The organism is Mesonia sp. K7 (assembly GCF_003233725.1).
Lineage (GTDB): Bacteria > Bacteroidota > Bacteroidia > Flavobacteriales > Flavobacteriaceae > Mesonia.
The window spans coordinates 1-25,762 of record NZ_QKQV01000022.1 but is presented as its reverse complement, the minus strand read 5'-3'; the positions used below and the strand labels follow the sequence as shown (position 1 = coordinate 25,762).

Sequence of the window (25,762 nt, the reverse complement as noted above, 5' to 3'; positions counted from 1 at the left end):
ATGAACTTCCCTCACAAAAAAAGGGACTGCAAAGATAACCACTATTTGTTATCCCACAAATCTTTTTGAAAGAAAAAAATAAATGTTTTCCCACTTATTTAAAATTCAAATAATTAGAAAAAGAAAATCTACAAAAAGAAATTCCAAACGATACCAAAACGGATTATAAAGTCTCGGTTGGGTTGCAATGGAGCGTAAAAATTATTGTTTTGCGATAGGATGGTTGTAAGATTTTCTGCCTTAAAATATAATCTTGCTTGGTCTACTTTTGCATTAAAAAAGAAATCTAGGGTATATTGGTTACCTATTTCTATATTGTTTTGCAAAACATAATCGCCCGTGATTGCATTTTGAGCGTTTGCCGCAAAGTCTGAAAAATAATTGAATATGAAACCTGTTTGTAAAAACATAGCCTTTTTAAACCAATGGTCTTCATATAGTAACGTGTTTCTTGTTACCAAGTCGGGCGTCCTGAAAACATCTTCACCTCCACTCGCTTTCTGATAAATGACATCATTATATAAATGGAATTTACCATAAGAAAAGTTTTTGTTGACATGCAACTTTAAATAATCGACTCGATCTTGATATTGGTAGGCTTTTATAACAGAATCTTGTTCATATATATTTTCGACAGCTACTTGAGACTTTAGATAAGTATAATTATCTATTTGATACAATGAAAGATTAGCATTGACAAATTTCTTAGATTTTAATTCAAACTCGATTTTTCGTTCGTTGATGTTGTTAAAATCGTTATACCAATTGTAATTCTTATAGGCACTTTGCATCAACAGGTAACCCAAATCGGGACTTTTATCTAAAACTTGTACTCTCGCTCGTAACAAGTTAAGCGAATCCAGCTCATATTCCGCGGAAGCGTTAAATTTTGTGCCCGAAAACTCACCTACTAAAACCTGTTCGGCATTTCCTTGTAACTGAAAACCACCTATTTTCTTACGATAGTTAGCGCCAAGGCTAATCATATCTTCATTAATTCTATTGGGAATTACCTGATCATCGAGTATAAGTTTAGAGCGATAGCCATAATTTAAAGCGTTATGTTTGGAGTAAACACCCAAATCTCCCAAAATATCATTGGCATATCTCACTCCGAAGGTATTTTCTATATTCTGATATTCTACAATGTCCCTAATTTTTGTGTTTTCAAAAGTTTCACCAAATCCAGCGTAAGCGATTTCTTGAGAAAAATGGTATTCTTTATCGGTAAAGTCTATATGGTGCTGAAGCGCAATGGCATTTTTGGTAGAATCGGTTACTTTTGAAAGCGTGTAGTTTTGTTGAAGAAAAAATCGCTTGTGAAGCAACATCGACTCGGCGTCTTCAAACTTCTGATTAAGTAAAGCCCTGTCATCTATATCTTCGTTTTTAGCACTGTAATTTTGAAGAGACACTTCATCTAAACCTCCGTTTTCTTCGGTTAACAAATCTTGCGAAACAAAATGTGTACGCACCCAATATTTCTGGTTTTCGCTTTTATAACTTCCGCCAACTCTAAACGAACCTTGGCTTGTGAGGTAACTTTTATAATTTCCCAACGAACGTAAACCTCGATAACCCACAAAAAGATTGGTTTTTTCAGAAACATTGGTTGTTAAAAAAGCATCGAGATTCTGGCCTTGTTCTACGGTAGTTTTAAAAAACAATTCGCTTAAAGGTGTTGGCACATGATAATACTTTATATCTTCAACTTTTAACAAAGGAAACTGCTTCGCTCTCCTTCCGATATCGGGCATCAAACTATTGTCGAGACCAAAATAAGTGAGTTCTGTAAACGGCTGACCAATATTAGAACTTTCTAACAAGCCAAAATTATCTTTACGTATATAATTGTATTTATAATCTTTGCGAATAGTCAAAGTAGTATCCACAAAAGTGGTGTCACCTGCGACATTTATAATTTTGTAATCGGTAATAGGTGGTTTTTCTCTTTTACTCGTTGTCCCTCTTGCATTTGTTGCCCCCCGTTCATTCGAGTTTGTCACTTCTTTTTTTAAGCCTAAGTTTTGCCCCATTAGCAATATAGGAAAGAAAAACACCAAAAAAGTGAGTAAAATATTTTTCATTAGCAACGATAAACTTTGACAAAAGTAAAATTTTTATCCATATGAATACCGAAGTTGGTAAGCACATTTTAAAATCACTACCTTTAACCCAATGTTACTACCCCAATTTTCAAAATACCGTTTAGAATGTGGCACAGACGAAGCCGGAAGAGGTTGTTTGGCCGGCCCTGTTACCGCGGCTGCCGTAATTTTACCTGCGAATTTTCAAAACTCTGCACTTAACGACAGCAAACAACTTACGTTGAAAAACAGAAACGAACTCCAAAAAATCATCAAAGAAGAATCGGTTTGTTTTGGAATTACGCACGTGATGATGCACGAAATTGACGAAATCAATATTCTCAACGCTTCTATTCTCGGGATGCATCGTTCGATACAACAACTGCAAAAAACACCAGAATTTATAGCGGTTGACGGAAATAAGTTCAAGCCCTTTCGGGAAATTCCACACCAGTGTGTGATCAAAGGCGACGGGAAATACCTCAATATTGCCGCTGCATCGGTTCTTGCCAAAACCGCTCGTGATCTGTTTATGGAAGAAATTCATGAAGAGTTCCCCATGTACAACTGGAAAAAAAACAAAGGTTACCCTACCAAAGAACATCGGGAGGCGATTGCGAAATTTGGCCCGTGTAAATATCACCGAAAATCCTTTAAATTGTTACCGACGCAACTCACCTTAGATTTATAATATATTTAGGACTTGATTTTTTATTTTTGAAAAAAATACCAATAAATTTATAGCATGACGAAAAAGCTTTTATTCCTGCTAACCCTAGTTTTTATTTTTGCTTGTGAAGAAGAAAAAAAGCAAAACACAGCCATTCTTTCTTACATTCCACCAAAAACAGCTCTTATTTTAAAAACAGATAATCTTACGAAGTTTTCTGAGCAAGTCAACCAAAATTCCTTGATAGCGAGCAATCGAGAATTTCCTTTAGTTGAGTTTTTTAGTGACGAGTTTACCAATCAAGACTTTGTAAAAATTTCTGACGAAAGTCTTCTTTTCATGAACCTTATTGGAGAGAAAGATATCGCGCTTTCGCTAATCAGCAAAAAAATACCAGAGATAAAAAACCTCGATAGCATTCAGAATAAAATGGTCGAAAGCTATACTTATGAAGACATCAAAATAGAAAAGTACAGCCTAGAAAACACTAGTTTCCATTATGCCAACCTTGAGGATTTAACCGTTATAAGCACTTCTAACCTCATCGTAGAAAACGTGATTAGATTACATCAAGAACCAATTCCGGTTGATCAAGGTTTAGAAAAAATTTACAATTCGTCTACCGGAAAATCGACGTTGATTTTTAACAACAACCTTGCCGTTGATGTTTTAAAAATTCATAAAAACAATAACAGCAACCTCCTTCATCATACCGACTGGTCTGCGTTAGATATAGAAGTGACCAAAGATAAAATCTCATTAGATGGAGTTACTCAAACTTTGTCGACCAAGCCAAAAATCATTGATATTTTTAGTGACATCAGACCGCAAGAAAGCAAAATTGCGCATTTGGTTCCGCTTAATGCCACAGGTTTTTACAGTTTTACATACAACGATTTAGCTAGACTCAAAGAGAACATCAAAAAATACCGTCAGCAAAAAACCATTGAAACCCAAACTAACGAAATTCTAGAAACCATCAACGAAGTTGGCATAATTTACTCGGCTCAAACTCCAATTTTAGCCCTTCGTTCTATCGAGAGTTCACTCACCGAAAACACGTTGCTTTCGCAACAAAATTTAGCAAAAAACTTTAGAGACATCAATATTTATGATTTTGAAAATGGGAATGCTTTCGCGGAATTTTTACATCCGCTAGTCAAGCAAAAATCTTTTGCTTTTTATGCACAACTCGACAACTTTTTTGTTTTTGCCAAAGACCTCAACGCAATCGAAAATATAATTGCCAATTATCAAAACAGAACGACTTTAATCAACCAACCTTATTACCAATCAACTTTAAGCAACCTCAGCGATCAATCTTCTATCTTGATGATGGCTTTATCGGCCAATTTTATCAAAAATATTCAGAAAGATTTTGATGAAGAGATTGCTAAAAGTTTAGAGAAATTCCGCGTAAGCGACTACGAACTTGCTGCGATACAAATGATAAAGGATAAAAACTTTGCACACGTACATGCTGTTATTCAAAAAAATACTGAAAAAATAAGTGAAGGCGTAGCACAAACCCAAAGTTTTAAAACGAATCATGCCATTGCAAACGGACCATTTTTATTTACCAATTGGCGTAACAAAACCCAACAAATTTTGGTACAGGATGAAAATAACGTACTCATTGCTTTTGACCACGCCGGAAAAGTAAATTGGGAGAAAAAACTAGAAAGTGAGGTAATAGGAACTCCTCAAGAAATTGATATGTATAACAATGGTAGGAAGCAATTAGCATTTACCACACGAGACAAGTTTTATATCATCGAGAAAGATGGAAATGATGTGAAACCTTTTCCTATTAATTTTAAAGAAAACATCACGCAACCCCTTGCTGTTTTTGATTATGATAACAACCACAAATACCGTTTTATAGTCACACAAAACAACGAAATTACCATGTGGGACAAAGACGGAAAGCAAGTAAAAGGTTTTACGTTTAACAAAGCCAAAAGTGAGGTCACCAAAACTCCAAAGCATATTAGAATTGGCAAGAAAGATTACATTCTCATACAAGAAAAAAATGGAAAACTTAACATTTTGAGCCGCGTAGGTAAGAGCAGAGTTTCGGTAAATGATAATATAGAAACTTCGACCAACGATTGGTTTTTATACGATAACAAATTTACTACTATCAATCAAGCTGGTAAATTGGTTGCTGTAGATGAAAACGGAAAAGTTACCACTTCTAGACACGAATATGCCGAAAACAGCCAGATGACTTCTACCAACAAAACTTTGGTGACTTTATCGGAGAATAAATTGACCATAAAAGACAAAACCATCGAATTGGATTTTGGCCTTTACACAACACCACAAATTTTTTACATCAAAGACAAAATATATGTTGCCGTAACCGACTTACAAGCGAGCAAAGTGTATGTTTATGATAGCGACGCTGAGCTTTTTAGTGGTTTCCCTGTTTACGGAAACTCGGTTATTACACTCGACAATATCGACAACAAGGGAAGTTTAGAGTTGGTTGTAAAAGGTGAAGATAATAGTATTTTGATGTATCAGCTCTAATTGATAAGTTCGGTTTTTATATCTGTTTTGGTAATTAAAGTTTTATGAACAGGGCATTTATCGGCAATTTGGAGTAGTTTTTTTATCTCGGTTTCCGATAAATCACCCGAAAACTTTATTTTTCGCGTAAACACATCAATTTTAGCCTCTTCTTCTTCACAGTTTTCGCAATCCTCAAGATGATCGTTAGAATAAGTGGTGTGCACTTCTACGGTATCTAAACTCATCTTTTTACGCTTGGCATACATTTGTATGGTCATGACGGTGCAAGCCGAAAGTCCCGCCGAAAGCAAATCGTATGGTGTCGGCCCTTGATCTTTTCCCCCCATACTTTTAGGTTCGTCTGCCAGAAACTCGTGTTCACCAGCTTTAATTTTTGTAGTAAAACCGTCTTCTTTCTTTAGCGTAGCCACAATATCTGCTAAAGATTCGTCATTTTTTTCTTCAGAAGTTTCAAGATTTTCTTTTATCCAATTCGTCAGATAATTTACGCTTTCTTTAAGTGCGTTTTCACTTTCGTGAATTTTTAAACGTTTGGGTTCTGTCGCTTGCTCAAAAAGAATTTCTGCATTTCTGCAAGTTATCTTCTTATAATTTTTATCGTGTAAAATATGATGCGGAATTTCGATCTTTTGCAATATTTCCAAAGGAAATAGCGCTGCTTTCTTTTCTAAATTTTCTAATATTTCATCCGTTTCTTGCGAAACTACATCAGGGAAAAATCGTGGTGTATTGAGTGTAAAAACAGCTTTAGCAGTTTCTAAATCTGGTGTGGCCAACAATGCAGAAATTCCAGCAAAAGAATGACCAAAAACGACAGAAATCGGCATGTGATTTTCGGCTAAAAAACGCGAAGCGTATTCGATTTCGCTTGCCAAAGCATGAAAATCAAGCAAATTGAGATCCGCCACTTTTTTTTCTCCGGAAAAAGTAATGGCAAAAACACCTATACCCAATTGCGTGATTGGTTTTGCGATTTCACTTAAAGTCGACTTTCTCTCTTCAAAATTATCGACCACCAAAACAAAACTTTTGGGTTTGCCACTTGTGGGTAAAAACAGAACACCTTCTTTGGTATTGGCGTTTTCGACGATAAACTTCTGTATTTCGCTTTTCATATATTAGGTAAGAACCTCTTCATTTTTAATTTCTGCTTCAAACAATTGGGCAAAATGCTTCACTATTTTTTGTTTCACTTCATTTAGATCCACTTCTGTTCTACCAAGTTCTACGTTCAGTGAAGTAACCGCTTTGCCTTTGATTCCACAGGGAATAATGTTATCGAAATAGCCTAAATTGGCATTTACATTTAGGGCAAAACCATGCATGGTCACCCAACGGCTTGCGCGAACACCCATCGCACAAATTTTTCGTGCAAACGGCGTTCCTACGTCTAACCAAACTCCTGTTTCGCCATCGCTTCGTTCAGCTTTTAAGCCGTATTCTGCCAAGGTGAGAATGATGGTTTCTTCCAACAAGCGTAAATATTTATGAATATCGGTAAAAAAATTTTCTAAATCGAGAATTGGGTAACCCACAATTTGTCCTGGACCGTGGTAAGTAATGTCTCCTCCTCGATTGATTTTGTAGAATGTAGCTCCTTTTTCCTCAAGTTGCTTTTCGTTGAGCAATAAATTAGACATATCACCACTTTTACCCAAAGTATACACATGCGGATGCTCGACAAACAAAAAATGGTTTGGAGTTTCTGTTTCGGTATTTTCTTTTCGGTTTTTACTTTTGATGGCCAAAACCTCTTGAAAAATTTCTTCCTGAAAATCCCAAGTTTCTTGGTAGTCTTTATAACCTAACTCCTGAATTTTTACCGTTTTGTTTTTCATAGGGAAAGCTTGTTTCTAACTTTTTGTAAGTTACAAAATTAGTGAATTTACTACACCTAAAAAATCACATGCCTAGTTTTAGGCAAAATAGAAGTTTGTAATTATCTTTGCAGCTTGAAATTAAATAAAAACTATGCAATTATCTGAACAAGAACTTGTACGAAGAGAGAAACTCGATGCCATTAGAAAAATGGGCATCAATCCTTATCCCGCAGATTTATACCCAGTAAATCACACCACCACTAAAGTCAAACAGGAGTTTGAAGATGGCAAAAAGGTAGTGATTGCAGGGAGATTGATGTCTCGACGTATTCAAGGAAAAGCTTCTTTTGCAGAATTGCAAGATTCGCAAGGGCGTATTCAGGTATATTTTAATCGTGATGAGATTTGTCCTGGTGAAGACAAAACCTTGTATAACGAAGTTTATAAAAAGCTTTTAGATATTGGTGATTTTATCGGTATCGAAGGCGAATTGTTTACCACACAAGTTGGCGAAAAAACCGTTATGGTCAAAAACTTCACGTTATTGAGTAAAGCTTTAAAACCCTTACCACTTCCTAAAGTTGACAAAGACGGAAACGAATTTGATAAGTTTAATGATCCTGAAATGCGTTATCGCCAACGTTATGCCGATTTGGTGGTGAACCCAAAAGTAAAAGACGTTTTTGTAAAACGTACTAAACTTTTTGCTGCCATGCGTAACTTCTTTAACGAAAAAGGATATTTTGAAGTAGAAACTCCGATCTTACAATCTATTCCTGGAGGTGCAGCAGCAAGACCTTTTGTCACGCATCACAATGCTTTGGATATTCCTTTATACCTAAGAATTGCCAACGAATTGTACCTGAAAAGACTGATTGTAGGTGGTTTTGATGGTGTTTATGAGTTTTCTAAAAACTTCCGTAACGAAGGCATGGATCGAACGCACAATCCGGAGTTTACGGCGATGGAAATTTATGTCGCCTACAAAGACTACAACTGGATGATGGATTTTACGGAAAAGTTATTGGAACATTGTGCGATTGCCGTCAACGGAACTACCAAAGCTACTTTTGGTGAACATCAAATAGATTTTAAAGCGCCGTACAAGCGCGTAACCATGACCGACGCGATTAAGGAATTTACTGGTTTTGACATTACCGGTAAAACCGAAGACGAAATCCGTCAAGCAGCTTTAGATATGAATTTGGAAGTAGATGAAACCATGGGGAAAGGAAAACTCATCGATGAAATTTTCGGTGAAAAATGTGAAGGAAACTACATCCAACCTACCTTTATTACCGATTACCCAAAGGAAATGAGTCCGCTTTGTAAAGAACATCGTGAAAACCCAGAGCTGACCGAGCGTTTTGAATTGATGGTTTGCGGAAAGGAAATTGCCAATGCCTATTCAGAACTCAATGACCCTATCGACCAACGTGAGCGTTTTGAAGAGCAATTGAAACTAGCCGAAAAAGGCGATGACGAAGCAACTGAGTTTATCGATCAAGATTTCTTAAGAGCTTTAGAATATGGAATGCCGCCAACCTCTGGACTCGGTATTGGGATGGATCGTTTGATTATGTTTTTGACAAATAACCCATCGATACAAGAAGTGTTATTCTTCCCGCAAATGAAACCCGAACGCAAAAAGGTAGACCTTTCGGAAGAAGAAAAAGCGGTTTTTGAATTGTTGAAAAAGAAAAACCCAATCGACCTCAACGAACTCAAATCACAATCGGGTTTAAGCAACAAAAAATGGGATTTGGCCATCAAAGCCTTGCGTAAACATAAACTCGCTAACGTCAACAAAACCGATGATGGTTTGTTGGTGGAGTTGGTGTAAATAAAAAGCGGCTCTATTGCTAGAAACCGCTTTCATTCATCAAAACAGAGCTTTTTTAAAAAGCTCTGTTTTGATTTACTTTTCTTTGTCAAACCACTTCATATCTCTAGTGTTTTTTTGTACCGCAATAGCACTAAATAAGGCTAATGTAAATGACATTCCGTAAAAGCCTTTTTCACTTAAAAACAAATCGGCGTTCCATAAACCTATAACCAACAACAGTATAGAAGCCAGCGTAGTTATCCAACTGATTCCGTAGTAAGTATCCGTCACTGCGATGCCTTCTTGCCGATCTCTCACACTTTTCTGTAATGAAATCACTGAAAAAAGTCCAAATAACAAAATAGTAAAGTAATAGCCTTTTTCGTTTAGCATCATCTCGGCATTCCATAAACCAACGCAGTAGGAAATCATACCTATAAATAACGCTGACCAAGAAGCTGCGGTAAAAGCTGGAGTTGGCTTACCGTTAAACTCTTCTACTTTTTCTTTTTTAAAAATTAAATCGTCTTGTTTTAAATCTTTTTGAGTTTCCATAATTCTAAATTTTGTTTTGATGATTGTGAGACAAAGATGTAACAAGTGAATTCTTTAAAATAATTTATTTTTTACTTTTTCTTACGATTAAATATCATAAAAAAATATGTTTTTACTTATATTTACTGCTATTATATGTTTAATTTCTTACGATTGAATGAATAATTTAATTCACTTAATAAATACGCTTACCGCGGAAGAAGAAAAAGAAGTTATTAAAACCATAAAGCGGAAGAATCAACGTGGTGATGCAAAAAACTTACAACTATTTGATTATATCAGAAAAGGTAATATTAAAAATTTAGACAGGAAAATTTACGGAAAGCCATCTAAAAATTCGTTTTATGCTTTATGCAATAGACTACAAGAAAATATTATAGAAGTTGTTGCCTCCACTAGCTTTTCAGGAGAAACCTCTGAAGAAATGGAGTGCTTAAAGCTTTTATTATCGTGTAGAATTTTTTTTGAAAAAAGATTATATAAGCTTGCGGTAAAAACGCTTTACCGCTCAGAAAAACAAGCCAAAAATTTTAACTTGTTTAGTATTTTAAATGAAGTTTATCATACTAAAATTCAATATGCACAATTTTTTCAAACAGAAACATTACAAGAAATATTTGATCAAGCAAATAGCAACTTAATAGCTTTTCAAAACGAATTTCAATTAAATATGGCTTACGCCGAAATTGAAAAAAAACTACGTGATTATCCGCTACAAAAGTCACAAAAGCTAATTGAGCAAGTTCTTAGTAAGTTTAGCATTCATAAAGAACAAAGTTTTACCATAAAATCTATTTACCAGCTACTTGTTATTCTATCTAAATCTGCAAAACAGCAAATCGATTACTATTCAATTCTAGACTATGCTCACCAACTTTATTTGATTTCCCAAAAGCAAATACATTTAAAAGAAAAGCACAAACACTATTATTTACAAGTTTTAAGCCTAATGGCAAATATTTTTTTCAGAACACAAAATTTTGAAAAATCACTTGACCTCATCAAAGAGTCAGAAAATGAAATTAGAAATACAAAACACAATTCCTTTTATATAGAAGATTTACTACTTTTAAAATCACTCAATTTTTTGTGTACCGAAAAGCTAGACCAAGCTATTGTACTTTTAGAGAATACAAGTAACAACAACTTAAAACTAAGTCTTGCGGCTTGTCATATTTTCAAAAAAGATTATCGCAACGCACAAAAACTATTATTAAGTTTTAATCATACAGATCAGTGGTATGAGCAAAAGCTTGATTTGATATGGGTTTTAAAGAAAAATATTATTCAGTTAATTGTCTATATTGAAATGGATAACGTTGATTTAGTTTATGCTCACTTTGAGTCAATAAAAAAACGATATCGTAAAAAACTCGAAGAGAATGGAGAAGCAAGGATAATTGAATTCTTAAATCTAGTAAAAACAAATTATGACTATCCTGAAATAAGTGAAAACCAAAAACTAAACCATCAACTTTCCGTATTTATTTCAGAAAACAGCAATACACAGATCGACCCCTTATTGCTAGGATTTTATGCTTGGATAAAAGCAAAAATTGAACACAAAAACCATTATGATGAATTTATTAGACTTCTTAAATAAGAAAATATTATAAATCAAAAACACCAAAAATCGGTGCTTTTTTATTTTCGATTTAAGCTATAATTTTACCCAAAAAGTTTCCCAAGTAAACCACCCCCAGATTTATTACCGCCTAGTAGTTTGCCCGCAACGTCATCGATTATACTTCCGTCACCATCGGCGTCAAGTAATGTTTCCAATAATGAACCTTCTTCTTTAGAACTTGTGCCCATTGCTGTTCCGATTAAATCTCCAAGACCTCCACTTTCTACATTTGCGTTACGTTTCTGTCTTCCGAGAAAGCCCATAATAATAGGTAGTGCAATCTGTATAATTTTACCAACCGAACCAGAATCGACACCAGTTGCTCGACCAATATTGTTATTTAAACGTTGATCGTTACCACCTAAAACATGTCTTAAAATCCCTGCTCCGTCTGCGAGTAAACTTGAGTCTATAGAGCCTCCTCCCAGTAAACTTCCTAGGTTGTTGAGAATAGAACCATCGTGGCGGCTATCGTTTAATGCATTATTTAAGCTTTCTGCACCTTGCGGTGTTTGTATGTTTCTTTTCATTGCACCCATCAATGCTGGCATTGCCATTGCCAATACAGAACCTACTTGGTCTGAACTCACGCCAGTTTCTCTACTTGCCCCTTCTATAAGCTCCTGACCTGAATCGGTTTTTAATAAATCTAAAATATTTGCCATCCTTTTTATTTTTTTGTTAGAACATACAAATTATAATTATTATTTCATTTTCTTCTTATAAAAAGGTTAATTTTAGAAGGTTTATTGCTTAAGGGCTTATTCTCCATAAAAAAACTATGGTTTTTATGCTTTTTATAGTCACAAAATCATTCTCAAAATAAATTGCGGGTCATGACCTAAAAACAATAAAATATCTTATTTATACCTCCATTAAACTTTTATCTATTTTCACAGTCAAACATAAAACTCTATTAAAAAACCAGTCTATTATGATGCGTAAATCACTACCTGCTAAAATTTCATTTATGTCCCTCTGTCTCCTATTGACGAGTTGCGCTATTTTCCAAAAGAAAAAACAACCTGCTGTAGACAAACCCCAAACAGAAAAAAAAGGTGATATTCAACCTTACAGTAAAGTCATCACCAAAGATGCTAAAACAGATGAAGGCTTGTTTACTGTGCATCAAATAAAAGATAAATATTTTTACGAAATCCCAGATTCTCTGCTCAATAAAGAAATGTTGATGGTTACTCGAATTGCCAAAACCGCAACGGGTATTGGTTTTGGTGGCGGGAAACAAAACACGCAAGTCTTACGTTGGGAAAAGAAAAACGACAAAATTTTACTACGTATTGTTTCGCATGACATTGTAGCATCAGATTCATTACCCATCCATGAGGCAGTAGTCAATTCAAATTTTGAGCCTATTTTATATGCTTTCCCTGTGAAAGCGATTAAAAAAGATTCTATCACCACTTCGTCAGTTATTGAAGTTTCGGATTTATTTGAAAAAGATGTCAACACTTTAGGTTTACCTCACTATCGCAGAAAAGATTATAAAATTTCAAGACTTGATGAAAGTAGATCTTTTATCGATACTATTAGAAGTTATCCTAAAAATATAGAAGTTCGTCATGTAAAGACCTACCAAGCTGCAGAACCTCCATCTAATTTGGCCTCTGGAGTCATTTCGCTTGAAATTAGTAACTCGATGATATTATTGCCTGAAGTACCGATGAAAAGAAGGTATTTTGACCAACGCGTAGGTTGGTTTACTACAAGTCAAACCGATTATGGTCTAGACGTTCAAAAAAGTAAAAAAATAACCTATCTCGATAGATGGCGACTAGAAGTAAAAGAAGAAGATCGAGAAAAGTTTTTACGCGGCGAATTGGTTGAACCCAAAAAACCTATCGTTTACTATGTAGATCGTGCAACACCAAAAAAATGGGTTCCTTACATTAAGCAAGGTATCGAAGATTGGCAAGTCGCTTTTGAAGCAGCAGGTTTTAAAAATGCAATTATTGCCAAAGACCCTCCAAGTGTAGAAGAAGACCCAGATTGGAGTCCAGAAGACGTTCGTTATTCGGTGGTGCGTTATTTAGCTTCGCCTATTCCTAACGCTAATGGCCCACACGTAAGCGACCCAAGATCGGGTGAGATTTTAGAATCAGACATCAATTGGTATCATAATGTGATGACCTTGCTCCGCAATTGGTTTTTTGTTCAAACTTCAGCCATCAATCCAACGGCACAAAGTGTTGAATTTGATGACGAAGTGATGGGAAGATTAATACGCTTTGTTTCAGCTCATGAAGTTGGTCATACACTTGGTTTACCTCACAATATGGGAAGCAGTTCAGCTTACAAAGTAGAAGATTTACGTGACCCTGAATTTACCAAAAAATATGGTACCGCACCTTCAATTATGGATTATGCCCGTTTTAATTATGTGGCTCAACCTGAAGATGGTGATGTGGCTTTGATGCCTAATATTGGGGTTTATGACAAATATGCTATTGAATGGGGTTATCGACCTATTTTAGATAAATCTGCTGAAGCGGAAAAAGAAATCTTAGATCAGTGGATTTTAGAGCACGCTGGTGATCCGTTATATCGTTTTGGAAGCCAACAAAGCGGAAGTACCATCGATCCAAGTTCGCAAACCGAAGATTTGGGTGACGATGCAGTTTTGGCAAGCGAATATGGTATCAAAAACTTAAAACGCATAATACCAAACCTAATGGAATGGACTGCCGAAAACGGTAAAGATTACGAAGATTTATCTGATATGTATACCCAAGTTTTGTCTCAGTATAATCGTTATATGGGTCACGTAACCGCAAATATTGGTGGTGTTTACGAGATTTATAAAACTTCAGATCAAGAAGGAGCCGTTTACACTCACGTGAAAAGAGAAAAGCAAGAAAAAGCCATGCAGTTTTTGCACGACCAACTCTTCGAAACACCAGAGTGGTTATTACATCAACCTATTTTTGAAAGAATACAATTCGACGGAAGTGTAGAAAACCTCAGAACGTATCAAGTGCGAACACTCAACAACTTACTTGATTTTGGTCGTATGGCTAGATTGCTCGAAAACGAAACCATCAATAAGGATGCTTACGGTTTATTGGATATGATGACTGATCTACGTAAAGGTCTATTTGAAGAACTTCCGCAAGGAAAAACTATTGATATTTATCGTAGAAACCTACAACGTGCTTATGTAGAACGTCTCAATTACCTGATGACCGAAAAACAGTCGCCAGTACCAAGTCGTTACCGTGCTTGGATCAACCGAAGTGATATTAATGTTGAGCAGAGTGATATTAGACCGGTGGTAAGAGCAGAACTCAACCAGCTCAAAACCGATGCCCAAAGAGCGATTGGCAGAACAAGCGATCGTATGAGCAAATTTCATTTACAGGATCTGGTCAAACGTATCGAACTGATTTTAGACCCGAGGGATTAAGAAGCCACAAGAGGCTTTCTGAAAACTGTCATTCCGAACGTAGTGAAGGAATCTCATCACAAAATTAGATGACTCCAAAATTAAAATTTTTCGTAATGACATTTATACTTTCAAATAGCCTCTTTTTTTTGCATCTGCTGATAATAAAAAGAAGGTAACAACACTAATAAACCAACAGGATGAATGATAAATCTTCTCACATAATACAGCAAAAAATAGTTTTCTTTTTCTAACGGATTGATGAGATAAACAAATACAGCAATCAAAATTAGATAAAGAGCCCCAAAAAATAGAGCTGAGAAAATAAGTATACTTCGTTTTTGAAAAGCAAGAAAAATAATACCCAGAGAAATCAGTGTGTTGAGTAAAAATCTGCACATGTAGCTCAGCACTAGTTTTACATTATCTATTTCAGGCGGTTTGTTTTGCTGAAAATCTCCTTTAAAAAAATCCAGTAAAGGATCGTAAAATAAGTCTGACTCAAAATAACGCACTAGAAAAAGTGCGACCACTAAAAAGCTAATCAACAACCATTTTGTAATCTTTTTCATTGTTTAGCTTTTTGAAACTTGTTTTACCCAAATGACCCACAACAAAAAAACCGTTCCGTAGATTACTCCTGGAAAAAAGATATCGTGCAACAAGTTTTCGTATTCGGGATATTCTAAAATACCTATGGCTAAAGCAGCAATTCGCATAAGATTAAAACTGTAAATAACAGTCAATCCTGCTATAATAAACAAAATCGTTGCAGTAAACTTTCCGCGAAAAGCGATAACAAAGGCCATAAAAAGTATCATCACACTTATGCCATTGCAACCTTCAATAATTTTTACCACATAATTTCCTTCTATAAAATACCGAACCAATTGGGCATCTTCAACCGTTTGCAGACTGGTATCGTAACCTAAAGTCTGGGTGATTTTTTGACTTTGCACAGCTACCAATCGGGTAAAAAAGTCTGGTTTTAAACTTGTCTGCAAGTAAAGGTGATAGACCATAGAAAGGAAGATGTAACTTCCAAAAAAGAACAACAGAAACGAAACTACTTTTTTATTTTGTTGAAAAACCTCCCGTAAAAAACCCATGCTCGATTTGAATTTGTATCGAATTTATAAATAATTTTGCTGGAAAAGTAGAAAACATGAACTTAAATACCCTACAACCAAAAGTTACTGAAATATTAAATCAATCAAACCTATCGGTAGAACATCGTCTTTCTGAAGTTTGTGATTTGCTTCAAAAACAAATTCCTCATTATGACTGGGTTGGTTTTTATTTTAAGAATGGTGACAAAAACGAACTTAAGCTTTCTTCGTATGCCGGCGAGCCAACCGATCATACAATTATCCCTTTCGGGAAAGGCATTTGCGGTCAGGTAGCGGTTTCCAATCAAAATTTTGTAGTCGATGATGTGACAGCACAAGACAATTACATCGCTTGTAGTATTCATGTAAAATCAGAAATTGTGGTTCCGCTTTTTGTTAACGGAGAAAACATTGGACAAATTGATATCGACTCACATACCAAAAATGGTTTTAACGAAAAAGACGAACGTTTTTTAGAATTTGTCAACACAGAAGTAGCAAAGATATGGGAGTAGAAAATAAGTTATCAAGTTTCAAGTTCAAAAGTTTCAAGTTTGATTTCACTTCTAAAAGTCTAACAATCTAACCTTCTAATTATCTAAACAAAAAATAGCTCCGCTGCAATTCCGTCGCTTAAAAACTTGCTTTCTTGGGCGATGACAAAATTGCCCGCATTCTCAATCAATACGCCTTTTTCAAGAAAATTCTTTACACTTTCTAAAAAATGACTGGAATATTTTTCTCCAAACTTTTCTTTGATTTCCGTAAAATTCACGCCCCAAATCGTACGAAATCTGGTCATCACATATTCATTATAACTATCGGTAACCGATAAAGTTTCACTCTCTTGTGGCAATTTATTTTCGCTTAAAGCTTTAAGGTAACGTGTATTATTAGCCACATTCCAACTACGCTTTGGGTAAACAAAACTGTGTGCCGAAGGACCAATTCCTAAATAGGGTTTTCCAAACCAATACGCCAAATTGTTTTGCGAATAAAAACCCTCTTTGCCAAAATTCGAAAATTCATAATTCACAAAGCCAGCGTCAATCATTTTCTCCTGTAAAATATCATAATGTTCCCGTGATTTTTTTCCGCTTACGGGTTTTACTTTTCCGGTTTTTATCTGATGTTCTAGGGCGGTTTTTGGCTCCACCGTTAATGCATAACAAGAGATATGCGGCACTTGCAAATCAATGGATTTTTGTAGGTTTTCTTCCCAGCGTTGGTTACTCATTTCTGGAATACCGTAAATTAAATCTATCGAAATGTTATCAAAATATTTTTTGGCCTCTAGGATACAATTTTCGGCTTCGCCGCTGTTGTGAGCTCGGTTCATCAGTTGTAAATCTTGCTCAAAAAACGATTGTACACCAATGCTCAACCGATTGATTTTTGTTTGCGAAAGCTCATTAAGTTTTTCAATGCTCAAGTCATCGGGATTGGCTTCTAACGTGATTTCAGTCTCATTTACAATTTCATAATTCTCGTAACAAGCATTTAAAATAAGGTTGATTTCTTCTACTGAAAGCAAACTCGGAGTTCCACCACCAAAATAGATGGTTTTTATCGGCTCGTTGATTTCGTTTTTACGGATGCTGATCTCTTGACAAATAGCTTTGACCATTTCTGGTCTTTTTTTTACCGAAGTAGAAAAATGAAAATCACAATAATTACAAGCTTGTTTGCAAAACGGAATGTGAATATATATACCTGCCATTAGTTTTTATTTTTTGCTTCAATCCAAAGACTCATATATTTGGTGCTTTTCCGACTGTGGTGTTGCAACATAGTTCCGTAAAAATTTTGTTGTCGATGCGCTAAAAGCGTGTTTTGAATCTGCTCTATTTTTTTATGAAAACCCTTCGTAAAGATACTTTCGTGAAAACGCTTTCCTAAAATCTCATACCCAAATTGCTGCTTCTCGTTCCAAAGAAGTTCATCGTCATATAATTTTTCAATCGCATGAATAAAGTTCGTTTCACCTTCGTAGATTTCTCCCGCAAATGGGAAGTTACCCGCAATTCCTTCGGCTCCTATTTTTGTAGTGACGACGGGAGTCCCGACCAACATCGCTTCGAGCACTTTACCTTTGAGACCTGCACCAAAACGAAGCGGAGCTATCAATAATCGCGCATTTTCTATAACTTCTCTAGCTGATTTTGATCTACCTTTTATAAAAAAGCCATTTTTAGAGTCATGCAACTGTTTGACTTTTTCTGAAGAATAAGCGCCATAAATTTCAACCTCAATAGTTGGATTTTGTTTTCGGATTGCAGCCCAATATTTTTTTAGCTGTAAAACCGCATCCCAATTTGGTTCGTGTAAAAAATTACCAATAAACACCAAGTTTTTTCTTTCTGTAAAAGTTTTGTTATTTGTTATTTTACCTAACTCACTCTCAGAAAAAACAAGCGGTAAATAATACAAATACTCAGGTTTGATTTGAAACTGGTTTTCTAGCAATTCCATTTCATACTCCGAAATAATCAGACTCAAATCACAACGTAAAATACTCGCTATTTCCCGCTCTGCTTCTAAAGAAAACAAATCGGTTTCTTGTAATTTCCTATTCTCTTTTACCGCTTTGTATCTGGCTTTTCGTAAAAAATGCAAATCTTCGGTATCTAAAATCTTCATCGCCTTAGGACAAACCTCACTTACGCGCCAACCAAATTGCTCTTCGGTCATCAAACGGTCGAAAAGCACAACATCAGGTTGTAATTCCATAAGAAAATCGTCAAAACCGCTGTCATTAAGTTGTATCTCACGGTAAGTGATGTTGGGTACAATAGCACTATAATCGGTTTTCTGAGCAGCAGAAACAAAGGTAATTTGGTAATTTTCACTCAAGAAAAAATTCAGCAACTGCATCATTCTACTGCCCGCAGCAGAAGAAGTTGGCTCGGGCCAAACAAAACCAATAACCAACAATTTTTTCATCCTTATAATTTTCTTAAAATAAATCGCAAAATCAATTTTCTTCGTAAATTTAGTTGCCCAACCCCAAAGCTATGAACCAATACAAAGAAAATGAAATAAATCCGGATTTATGGATCGAAAGGTATTCCGATTTTCTATTTAACTACACGATTGTACGTGTAAACGATCGCGATATTGCCAAAGACCTCATTTCCGAAACTTTCTTAGCCGCACTTAAAGCCAAGAAAAACTTTAAGGGTGAAGCGAGCGAGCGAACTTGGCTCATTTCTATTCTGAAACGGAAAATTATAGATTATTACCGTAAAATAAACTCAAAAAAAGGTCAAGCCGAAATAAAATTGGACCTCAAGAATACGGATGAAGAAGGCGAATGGCTCGAAAAAAAAGTGGCCGACGATGACACAAAAAATGCAGAAGACTTACTGATTAACAACGAATTACAAAGCGCTATTTTTGAATGCTTAGACCAACTTCAGCTCAGTAACGAACAACAAGCAACTGCATTTAGAATGAAAACCATAGAAAATAAAGATACCGAAACTATTTGTAAAGAAATGGACATCACTCCGTCTAATTTATGGGTACTCATACATCGTGCTCGCAAAAAAATGGCCAACTGCCTAGAAAATAAATGGTTATAGTTTATGACAAAAACTACTAAACAAAATTGCATTAAAAAATACGCCGAATATTGTGACAAAGCACAATATGATGAGGCAAGTTTCCTCGAAAAATTAAAGTTAAAGTTCCATTTGTTTTTCTGTAAAGATTGCCAAACGTACGTAAAAAGAAATACGCAATTGAGCCAACTTTTTACGCAGGCAAAACTCAATTTTTTACACCCCGAGGAGAAAATGGCTATACATTCTAAAATGCAAAACAGCATTTCGAGCGAAACAAATACTTTTGAAGCTTAATTAGTAAAACTCATCAATAAAATCAACCACAAAACAGGAATTGCCTCTACCAAAAACGAACTGTAATATTTGGCTTGGTAAATTTTACTTTTTAAAAGCAACACGCCAAGTAAACTCATGACCAAAAGCGTAATCAAAAATTGATGCTTGCTATTCCCAAAAAGGTAAAAATCGATTGCCAGAATAAGTGTTAAAAATACGAATCCTAAGATTTTGGTTTTTTTGATTCCTAAAACTTGAGGAAGGGTTTTTAAGTTTTCATCATCAAATTTTAAATCTCTAATTTCAAACGGAAACATCAACACCAAAACCAGTAAAAATATTTCGATAAAGTAGTACAACACATCTTTAGAGATTAAATCTACTTTTCCTGCCAAAGGCATCAAAACCACCGTTCCAGTCCAAACCAATCCAATTACAAATATCTTGAGCGATTGTAACGAACGTAAATTTTTAGCACCCGGTAAAAACGGAATGGCATAAAAAGCGGTAAATATACCCAAAGAAATTGCCGTAAGAATGACCTCTATTTTCTGAAGAAAAAAAACATACCCCAAACCTAAAAAAACAAGGAGGGAAAAAACTTGAATAATCTTTAAGTTTGGTGTAAGTCTACGATGTTGAAACCGAGCAATACCCGCATATTTCACAAAATTATAACCCGTAACCGAAGCGAGAAAAATAAACACCAAAACCCGAGACTCAATCTGCACGTCAAATTTCAGTACTGTTACCACAGCTAAAGAAAGTACTGATAAAGCTACATGCAAACTACTGTTAATGTAAAAATCAAATATATTTTTCAGCCATTTCACTAGACAAAAATACAAGTAAAATATAAGAATCAAACTCCATTTAAAATCTATGAAAATTTCAATTTAAAATAGTAATTTTGCAGACCTAAATAAAAAGATTTTTTCATCCTTATGAATACAGATAATTTTGCCCTTAGACACATTGGCCCACGACCAGAGAGCGTAGCCTCAATGTTAGAGACCTTAGGCTTAGATTCCGTCGATCAGTTAATCTACGAAACCCTTCCAGACGGTATCCGTCTTAAGAAAGATCTCAATCTTCCCGATGCATTAAGCGAACAGGAATATTTAGAGCACATCACTAAATTATCTGAAAAAAATAAGGTTTTTAAAACCTATATTGGTTTGGGGTACCACAATTCTAACACGCCGCCAGTAATTCAAAGAAATATACTGGAAAACCCAGGTTGGTACACGGCTTATACACCCTACCAAGCAGAAATTGCACAAGGTCGTCTGGAGGCTTTGTTAAACTTCCAAACTATGGTGGCCGATCTTACAGGTATGGAATTGGCCAACGCATCACTATTGGACGAATCTACTGCTGCTGCCGAAGCAATGGCTTTATTGCACGCAGTAAGAAGTAGAGGAAAGAAAAAAAGCAATGCCAACAAGTTTTTTGTTTCAGAAGAAATTCTACCGCAAACCATTTCTCTGTTAGAAACTAGAGCGACTCCACTAGAAATTGAATTAGTGATAGGTAATCATCAAGATTTTGATTACTCAGAAGAGTTTTTTGGAGCAATTTTACAATACCCAGGAAAAACCGGTGAAGTTTACGATTACAGAGCTTTTGTAGAAAAAGCAAATCAAAATGAAATAAGAGTTGCTGTTGCAGCAGATATTTTAAGCTTGGTAAAATTAGAAGCTCCTGGGAAATTTGGTGTAGATGTTGTCGTAGGAACCACACAACGATTTGGTATTCCTCTTGGTTATGGTGGTCCTCATGCCGCATTTTTTGCCACCAAAGAAGAATACAAAAGAAACATTCCGGGAAGAATTATCGGGGTTTCTAAAGATATGGATGGTAACGTAGCTCTACGTATGGCTTTACAAACGAGAGAGCAGCATATCAAACGCGATAAAGCAACTTCTAACATTTGTACTGCTCAAGTTTTATTAGCAGTGATGGCAGGAATGTATGCGGTTTACCACGGGCCAAAAGGCTTAACTTATATCGCCAATAAAGTTCACCGTTCTGCGGTAGAGTTATCAAAAGCCTTGAAGAATTTAGGTTTTGAGCAAACCAATAAGTTATATTTCGATACCATTCAATTAAAAGCAGATGCACCTCAAGTAAAAGCGGTTGCAGAGAAGAACGAAATTAACTTCTATTACCCTGACAGCAAAACTGTTGCAATTAGCATCAACGAAACCACAAATCTCACAGATTTAAATAATATTGTAAAAGTTTTTGAAGAAGTTTCAGGAAAAACAACTAAAAAAATCAGCGATATCATTAGCGATATCATTAGCGAAAGTTTTGCCGAAAGAACTTCAGATTTTATGACCAATGAAGTGTTTAATCTTTACCATTCCGAAACCGAATTGATGCGTTACATCAAACGTTTAGAGCGTAAAGATTTATCATTAAATCATTCAATGATTTCGTTGGGTTCTTGTACGATGAAGCTTAACGCTGCTGCGGAAATGTTACCCTTGAGCGACCCGCAATGGGGAAATATACACCCTTTTGTTCCCGTAGAACAGGCACAAGGTTACCAAACGGTTTTAAAGAAATTAGAAGACTACCTTACGGAAATCACAGGTTTTTCAGCAACTTCCTTACAACCTAATTCTGGAGCACAGGGCGAATTTGCAGGTTTGATGGTCATTAAGGCTTACCATGAATCGAGAGGTGATCACCACAGAAATATTTGTTTAATTCCTTCTTCGGCACACGGAACCAATCCTGCAAGTGCTGTCATGGCAGGAATGAAAGTTGTGGTGACCAAAGCCAACGAGTCCGGAAGTATTGATGTAGATGATTTAAGAGAAAAAGCAAATCAGTACAAAGATAATTTAGCGGCGGTGATGATTACATACCCGTCAACACACGGAGTTTTTGAATCGGCAATCAAAGAAATCACCCAGATTGTCCATGATAATGGCGGTCAAGTATATATGGATGGGGCCAATATGAACGCACAAGTAGGGTTGACCAACCCAGGAAGCATTGGTGCTGATGTTTGCCACTTAAACTTACATAAAACTTTTGCCATTCCTCACGGTGGTGGCGGACCAGGAGTTGGTCCTATATGTGTCGCCAAGCAATTGGTGCCTTTCTTACCAGGAAACCCTGTTATAAAAACTGGCGGCGAAAATGCAATTACCGCTATTTCTGCAGCTCCTTGGGGTTCATCGTTGGTGTGTTTGATTTCTTACGCATACATCACCATGTTAGGCCCAAAAGGCTTAAAAGCAAGTACCGAACATGCAATTCTAAACGCCAATTATATCAAAGAACGTTTAAAAGGACACTACGAAACGCTTTATTCTGGTGAAAGAGGAAGAGCTGCACACGAAATGATTATTGATTGCCGTCCTTTTAAAGAAAAAGGTATAGAAGTAACCGATATCGCTAAACGCTTGATTGATTATGGCTTCCACGCTCCTACCGTTTCTTTCCCAGTAGCGGGAACGCTTATGGTAGAACCTACAGAAAGTGAAAGCAAACTGGAGTTAGACCGTTTTTGTGACGCCTTGATTTCTATAAGGGAAGAAATAAAAGAAGTAAACAAAGATGAACCTAACAATGTTTTAAAAAATGCGCCGCATACCTTACAAATGTTGACTGCAAGTACATGGGAAATGCCTTATTCGAGAGAAAAAGCAGCTTATCCGTTAAGTTATGTTGCAGAAAATAAATTTTGGCCAGCGGTAAGACGTGTAGATGATGCCTTTGGTGATCGTAACTTGGTTTGTAGTTGTGACCCGATAGAAGCCTACATGTAATAAAATTAAGAATAACCTTAGAAGAAGCCTGCTAAAATTAGCAGGCTTTTTTCTTTAAAATCACTTAAAAGAATAAAGAAATCATTACATTGTAAATCTATTTATTCATTTTTATGGCTGAAATCATTACCGGAATTGGAAGTTACATTCCAGAAAGAAAAATTATCAATTCTTATTTTCTAGAACATCAATTCTTAAATGAAGATGGTTCTGCAATAAAAGACACCAACAGTTCTATCATTCAAAAATTTCAAGCCATCACAGGTATAGATGAAAGGCTTTATGCCAAAGAAAATTTTACCGCTTCTAATATGGCAAGCATCGCTGCAAAAAGAGCAATCGATAATGCGCAAATAGATCCAGAGACGCTCGATTATATCATTGTGGCGCACAATTTTGGTGATATCAAAGAAAAAAATTCCCAAAGTGACACCGTACCTAGTTTGGCAACACGCGTAAAATATGAGTTACAAATAAAAAACCCGAATTGTGTAGCTTATGATTTGATTTTTGGTTGCCCAGGTTGGCTAGAAGGTATGATTCATGCAAGTGCTTTTATCAAAGCCAGAATGGCCAAACGTATTCTTGTGGTTGGCACCGAAACCCTCTCACGAGTGGTAGATGACCACGATCGAGACAGTATGATTTTTAGCGATGGTGCTGGAGCAACAATTATTGAATATTCCGATAAAACCGACAAAGGAATAATAGCGCATAAATCTGCTACTTACGCTTCCGCGGAAGCAAACTACCTTACTTTTGAGGAATCCTACAACAAAGTGCAAATGCAAGCGACCAAATATATCAAAATGAACGGCAGGAAGATATATAATTTTGCACTTACGAAAGTTCCTCAAGCAATGAAAACCTGTTTAGAAGAAAGTGGTTACAAGATTCAAGATGTCAAAAAATTATTGATTCACCAAGCAAACGAAAAAATGGATCAAGCCATTTGTGATCGCTTTTATCAACTTTTTGATATGCCAGTTCCTGAACATATTATGCCGATGAGCATTCAAAAATTAGGAAATAGTTCTGTAGCTACACTTCCTACTTTATTAGACTTAGTGATGAAAAAACAATTAGAAAATCAATCGATTGAAAAAGGAGATGTTGTTATCTTTGCCAGTGTAGGAGCAGGCATGAACATTAATGCTATGGTTTATAAATTTTAAAAATTAAGTCTTGTACGAAGATAATTTTCCGCATAAACGTTACCGTGAAACCATTACTTTTTTAGAGAAGTATGTTTCTAAAGAAGAAGCAATTTTAGATTTAGGTGTAAAAAATCCGCTTTCTGAAAAGCTGACCAAGTTGGGTTATAAAGTTTCAAATACTTCTGGTGAAGATTTAGATATCGATTTCACAAGCGTGCAAGCGCAAACATATAATGTTGTGACCGCTTTTGAGATTTTCGAACATTTGGTTGCTCCGTTCAATATACTTAAAGAAATAAAAGCAAATAAATTAGTTGCAAGTATTCCGCTTCGTCTATGGTTTTCTCCTGCTTATCGTAGCAAAACTGACAAATGGGATAGACATTACCACGAGTTTGAAGATTGGCAGTTCGACTGGGTTTTGGAAAAAGCGGGCTGGAAAATCATCGATTCCAAAAAATGGACCAATCCAGTCCAAAAAATAGGAATTAGACCTTTACTAAGAAAGTTTACCCCACGTTATTACATAATTTACGCAGAGCGAGTTTAAGTTAGGTATGAAGTTTTATATTTTACTTTAAGTCTAAATCAGGTTGAGTAATTTTGACATAGGAAAAATCGTATCGAAACCTCGAAAAGGTCAAAAAACACTTTTTATAAAGGATTACTTTTCGATACAATAACAATTCTTATTTATCACTTCAATGTAATATCATCCATTAGTTTCTTACCAACAAATCTCTGAATTCACACAACTGTATACGTAAAATAAGCGTTTCTGTTCAAATTGACCTACTTTTAATTTCTTTGAATTTCCAAAGCAACTCGTAGAAAAGATGAGTAGCAAAGAAGCAGTGAAATGGTTTCCCTTGCTTGCACACACGCAACGAATAGCTTTGCAGTAATTCAAGAAAATTAAAGTAAGCTTAGGTTTTTTACATACTTTTTCATCAACGGATGAAATATGATATAAAATGGCTATTCGACTGTTCATTTAAAAACCAAAAACCCACTCTTTCAAGTGGGGTTTTGTCTATCTAAATTATCAAATTATTGGTTACCGCTTCAAGGTGATGTTGTCCATCAGTTCCTTTCTCACCAATTGTCCGGTGTTTACATCCAGTTCCTGGTATTCCACCTTGAACCAGTAGTCGCCACTTGGCATCTGCGTGCCGTTGTAGCTTCCATCCCATCCTTCTCCCATAGGGCTGATCTGCTTCAGGAGCTTGCCGTACCTGTCGAAGATATAGATCTTCGCCGATGGGTTGCTCTCCGCCAGTCCGTAGATGTTCCAGGTGTCGTTGTAGCCATCGTTGTTCGGAGTGAAGAACGCCGGGTAGTCCA

At 35.8% G+C, this 25,762-nt stretch carries 22 protein-coding genes; 11 read left to right on the top strand and 11 right to left on the bottom strand.

Annotation, left to right across the window (positions count from 1 at the left end; genetic code table 11):
* Positions 1 to 128: 128 nt before the first annotated feature.
* A complete protein-coding gene (locus DNG35_RS11885) occupies positions 129 to 2,087 on the bottom strand; it encodes a putative porin (RefSeq protein ID WP_111129477.1) in 1,959 nt (652 codons plus the stop codon).
* A gap of 91 nt (positions 2,088 to 2,178) precedes the next feature.
* On the opposite strand from DNG35_RS11885, the gene DNG35_RS11880 reads away from it, so the two are divergent.
* Together DNG35_RS11880 and DNG35_RS11875 are read left to right on the top strand one after the other, a co-directional pair.
* Positions 2,179 to 2,778 (top strand): ribonuclease HII, encoded by a 600-nt coding sequence (locus DNG35_RS11880; protein WP_111129475.1) that lies wholly within the window; start codon positions 2,179 to 2,181, stop codon positions 2,776 to 2,778.
* Between the two features lie 54 nt (positions 2,779 to 2,832).
* The gene (locus DNG35_RS11875) at positions 2,833 to 5,292 is read left to right on the top strand and encodes a hypothetical protein (protein WP_111129473.1); all 2,460 of its coding nucleotides are present in this window, start codon (positions 2,833 to 2,835) and stop codon (positions 5,290 to 5,292) included.
* On the opposite strand, the gene DNG35_RS11870 is transcribed toward DNG35_RS11875, so the two are convergent.
* Positions 5,289 to 6,410: an OsmC family protein gene (locus DNG35_RS11870; protein WP_111129471.1), complete on the bottom strand. Its 1,122-nt coding sequence runs from the start codon at positions 6,408 to 6,410 to the stop codon at positions 5,289 to 5,291. The two genes, DNG35_RS11875 and DNG35_RS11870, sit on opposite strands and share 4 nt — an antisense overlap.
* 3 nt (positions 6,411 to 6,413) lie before the next feature.
* Positions 6,414 to 7,133 carry a lipoyl(octanoyl) transferase LipB gene (lipB, locus tag DNG35_RS11865; protein ID WP_111129469.1) on the bottom strand — a complete coding sequence of 240 codons (720 nt, stop codon included), beginning with the start codon at positions 7,131 to 7,133 and terminating at the stop codon, positions 6,414 to 6,416.
* Positions 7,134 to 7,266: 133 nt separating this feature from the next.
* Here lipB and lysS point away from each other — a divergent pair, with 133 nt between their 5' ends.
* Positions 7,267 to 8,958: a lysine--tRNA ligase gene (lysS, locus tag DNG35_RS11860; RefSeq protein ID WP_111129467.1), complete on the top strand. Its 1,692-nt coding sequence runs from the start codon at positions 7,267 to 7,269 to the stop codon at positions 8,956 to 8,958.
* 75 nt (positions 8,959 to 9,033) lie between these two features.
* On the opposite strand, the gene yiaA is transcribed toward lysS, so the two are convergent.
* Entirely contained in the window at positions 9,034 to 9,495 is a 462-nt protein-coding gene (yiaA, locus tag DNG35_RS11855; RefSeq protein ID WP_111129465.1) for an inner membrane protein YiaA, read from the bottom strand.
* Positions 9,496 to 9,652: 157 nt separating this feature from the next.
* Here yiaA and DNG35_RS11850 point away from each other — a divergent pair, with 157 nt between their 5' ends.
* On the top strand, positions 9,653 to 11,098 hold the full coding sequence (locus DNG35_RS11850; RefSeq protein ID WP_111129463.1) for a hypothetical protein: 1,446 nt from the start codon (positions 9,653 to 9,655) through the stop codon (positions 11,096 to 11,098).
* A gap of 65 nt (positions 11,099 to 11,163) precedes the next feature.
* Here DNG35_RS11850 and DNG35_RS11845 read toward each other — a convergent pair whose 3' ends face one another.
* Complete coding sequence (locus tag DNG35_RS11845) at positions 11,164 to 11,787, bottom strand: DUF937 domain-containing protein (RefSeq protein ID WP_111129461.1); 624 nt, start codon at positions 11,785 to 11,787, stop codon at positions 11,164 to 11,166.
* A gap of 305 nt (positions 11,788 to 12,092) precedes the next feature.
* Here DNG35_RS11845 and DNG35_RS11840 point away from each other — a divergent pair, with 305 nt between their 5' ends.
* A complete protein-coding gene (locus DNG35_RS11840; protein ID WP_233494488.1) occupies positions 12,093 to 14,543 on the top strand; it encodes a zinc-dependent metalloprotease in 2,451 nt (816 codons plus the stop codon).
* Positions 14,544 to 14,653: 110 nt separating this feature from the next.
* Here DNG35_RS11840 and DNG35_RS11835 read toward each other — a convergent pair whose 3' ends face one another.
* Together DNG35_RS11835 and xrtF are read right to left on the bottom strand one after the other, a co-directional pair.
* Entirely contained in the window at positions 14,654 to 15,094 is a 441-nt protein-coding gene (locus DNG35_RS11835) for an exosortase F system-associated protein (protein WP_111129456.1), read from the bottom strand.
* A 3-nt stretch (positions 15,095 to 15,097) separates the two neighbouring features.
* The gene (xrtF, locus tag DNG35_RS11830; protein ID WP_111129453.1) at positions 15,098 to 15,631 is read right to left on the bottom strand and encodes an exosortase family protein XrtF; all 534 of its coding nucleotides are present in this window, start codon (positions 15,629 to 15,631) and stop codon (positions 15,098 to 15,100) included.
* A 56-nt stretch (positions 15,632 to 15,687) separates the two neighbouring features.
* On the opposite strand from xrtF, the gene DNG35_RS11825 reads away from it, so the two are divergent.
* Positions 15,688 to 16,146, top strand: a complete 459-nt coding sequence (locus DNG35_RS11825; protein WP_111129451.1) for a GAF domain-containing protein — start codon at positions 15,688 to 15,690, stop codon at positions 16,144 to 16,146.
* A gap of 83 nt (positions 16,147 to 16,229) precedes the next feature.
* On the opposite strand, the gene hemW is transcribed toward DNG35_RS11825, so the two are convergent.
* The gene (gene hemW / locus DNG35_RS11820; protein WP_111129449.1) at positions 16,230 to 17,351 is read right to left on the bottom strand and encodes a radical SAM family heme chaperone HemW; all 1,122 of its coding nucleotides are present in this window, start codon (positions 17,349 to 17,351) and stop codon (positions 16,230 to 16,232) included.
* Positions 17,351 to 18,574, bottom strand: coding sequence for a glycosyltransferase (locus DNG35_RS11815; protein WP_111129447.1), 1,224 nt, complete (start codon positions 18,572 to 18,574; stop codon positions 17,351 to 17,353). Before DNG35_RS11815 ends, hemW begins: the two co-directional genes overlap by 1 nt.
* Before the next feature lie 71 nt (positions 18,575 to 18,645).
* On the opposite strand from DNG35_RS11815, the gene DNG35_RS11810 reads away from it, so the two are divergent.
* Entirely contained in the window at positions 18,646 to 19,215 is a 570-nt protein-coding gene (locus DNG35_RS11810) for a sigma-70 family RNA polymerase sigma factor (RefSeq protein ID WP_111129445.1), read from the top strand.
* Between the two features lie 3 nt (positions 19,216 to 19,218).
* A complete protein-coding gene (locus DNG35_RS11805) occupies positions 19,219 to 19,491 on the top strand; it encodes a hypothetical protein (RefSeq protein WP_111129443.1) in 273 nt (90 codons plus the stop codon).
* Here the strand turns inward: DNG35_RS11805 and DNG35_RS11800 are convergent.
* Complete coding sequence (locus DNG35_RS11800; protein WP_111129441.1) at positions 19,488 to 20,306, bottom strand: hypothetical protein; 819 nt, start codon at positions 20,304 to 20,306, stop codon at positions 19,488 to 19,490. The genes DNG35_RS11805 and DNG35_RS11800 overlap by 4 nt on opposite strands.
* A 111-nt stretch (positions 20,307 to 20,417) precedes the next feature.
* Between DNG35_RS11800 and gcvP the strand changes: the two genes are divergently transcribed.
* The 3 genes from gcvP to DNG35_RS11785 all read left to right on the top strand — a co-directional run bounded on the left by gcvP (position 20,418) and on the right by DNG35_RS11785 (position 24,968).
* A complete protein-coding gene (gene gcvP, locus DNG35_RS11795) occupies positions 20,418 to 23,261 on the top strand; it encodes an aminomethyl-transferring glycine dehydrogenase (protein ID WP_111129439.1) in 2,844 nt (947 codons plus the stop codon).
* A 113-nt stretch (positions 23,262 to 23,374) separates the two neighbouring features.
* Complete coding sequence (locus DNG35_RS11790) at positions 23,375 to 24,436, top strand: 3-oxoacyl-ACP synthase III family protein (protein ID WP_111129437.1); 1,062 nt, start codon at positions 23,375 to 23,377, stop codon at positions 24,434 to 24,436.
* A 10-nt stretch (positions 24,437 to 24,446) separates the two neighbouring features.
* Positions 24,447 to 24,968 carry a methyltransferase gene (locus tag DNG35_RS11785; RefSeq protein WP_111129435.1) on the top strand — a complete coding sequence of 174 codons (522 nt, stop codon included), beginning with the start codon at positions 24,447 to 24,449 and terminating at the stop codon, positions 24,966 to 24,968.
* A gap of 507 nt (positions 24,969 to 25,475) precedes the next feature.
* Here the strand turns inward: DNG35_RS11785 and DNG35_RS11780 are convergent.
* A partial coding sequence (locus DNG35_RS11780; RefSeq protein WP_146228879.1) for a T9SS type B sorting domain-containing protein occupies positions 25,476 to 25,762 on the bottom strand: 287 nt, incomplete at its 5' end.

Coding starts and splice junctions, on each gene's coding strand:
- DNG35_RS11885 (WP_111129477.1), bottom strand. CDS start 2,087: ATGAAAAATATTTTACTCACTTTTTTGGTGTTTTTCTTTCCTATATTG.
- DNG35_RS11880 (WP_111129475.1), top strand. CDS start 2,179: ATGTTACTACCCCAATTTTCAAAATACCGTTTAGAATGTGGCACAGAC.
- DNG35_RS11875 (WP_111129473.1), top strand. CDS start 2,833: ATGACGAAAAAGCTTTTATTCCTGCTAACCCTAGTTTTTATTTTTGCT.
- DNG35_RS11870 (WP_111129471.1), bottom strand. CDS start 6,410: ATGAAAAGCGAAATACAGAAGTTTATCGTCGAAAACGCCAATACCAAA.
- lipB (WP_111129469.1), bottom strand. CDS start 7,133: ATGAAAAACAAAACGGTAAAAATTCAGGAGTTAGGTTATAAAGACTAC.
- lysS (WP_111129467.1), top strand. CDS start 7,267: ATGCAATTATCTGAACAAGAACTTGTACGAAGAGAGAAACTCGATGCC.
- yiaA (WP_111129465.1), bottom strand. CDS start 9,495: ATGGAAACTCAAAAAGATTTAAAACAAGACGATTTAATTTTTAAAAAA.
- DNG35_RS11850 (WP_111129463.1), top strand. CDS start 9,653: ATGAATAATTTAATTCACTTAATAAATACGCTTACCGCGGAAGAAGAA.
- DNG35_RS11845 (WP_111129461.1), bottom strand. CDS start 11,787: ATGGCAAATATTTTAGATTTATTAAAAACCGATTCAGGTCAGGAGCTT.
- DNG35_RS11840 (WP_233494488.1), top strand. CDS start 12,093: ATGTCCCTCTGTCTCCTATTGACGAGTTGCGCTATTTTCCAAAAGAAA.
- DNG35_RS11835 (WP_111129456.1), bottom strand. CDS start 15,094: ATGAAAAAGATTACAAAATGGTTGTTGATTAGCTTTTTAGTGGTCGCA.
- xrtF (WP_111129453.1), bottom strand. CDS start 15,631: ATGGGTTTTTTACGGGAGGTTTTTCAACAAAATAAAAAAGTAGTTTCG.
- DNG35_RS11825 (WP_111129451.1), top strand. CDS start 15,688: ATGAACTTAAATACCCTACAACCAAAAGTTACTGAAATATTAAATCAA.
- hemW (WP_111129449.1), bottom strand. CDS start 17,351: ATGGCAGGTATATATATTCACATTCCGTTTTGCAAACAAGCTTGTAAT.
- DNG35_RS11815 (WP_111129447.1), bottom strand. CDS start 18,574: ATGAAAAAATTGTTGGTTATTGGTTTTGTTTGGCCCGAGCCAACTTCT.
- DNG35_RS11810 (WP_111129445.1), top strand. CDS start 18,646: ATGAACCAATACAAAGAAAATGAAATAAATCCGGATTTATGGATCGAA.
- DNG35_RS11805 (WP_111129443.1), top strand. CDS start 19,219: ATGACAAAAACTACTAAACAAAATTGCATTAAAAAATACGCCGAATAT.
- gcvP (WP_111129439.1), top strand. CDS start 20,418: ATGAATACAGATAATTTTGCCCTTAGACACATTGGCCCACGACCAGAG.
- DNG35_RS11790 (WP_111129437.1), top strand. CDS start 23,375: ATGGCTGAAATCATTACCGGAATTGGAAGTTACATTCCAGAAAGAAAA.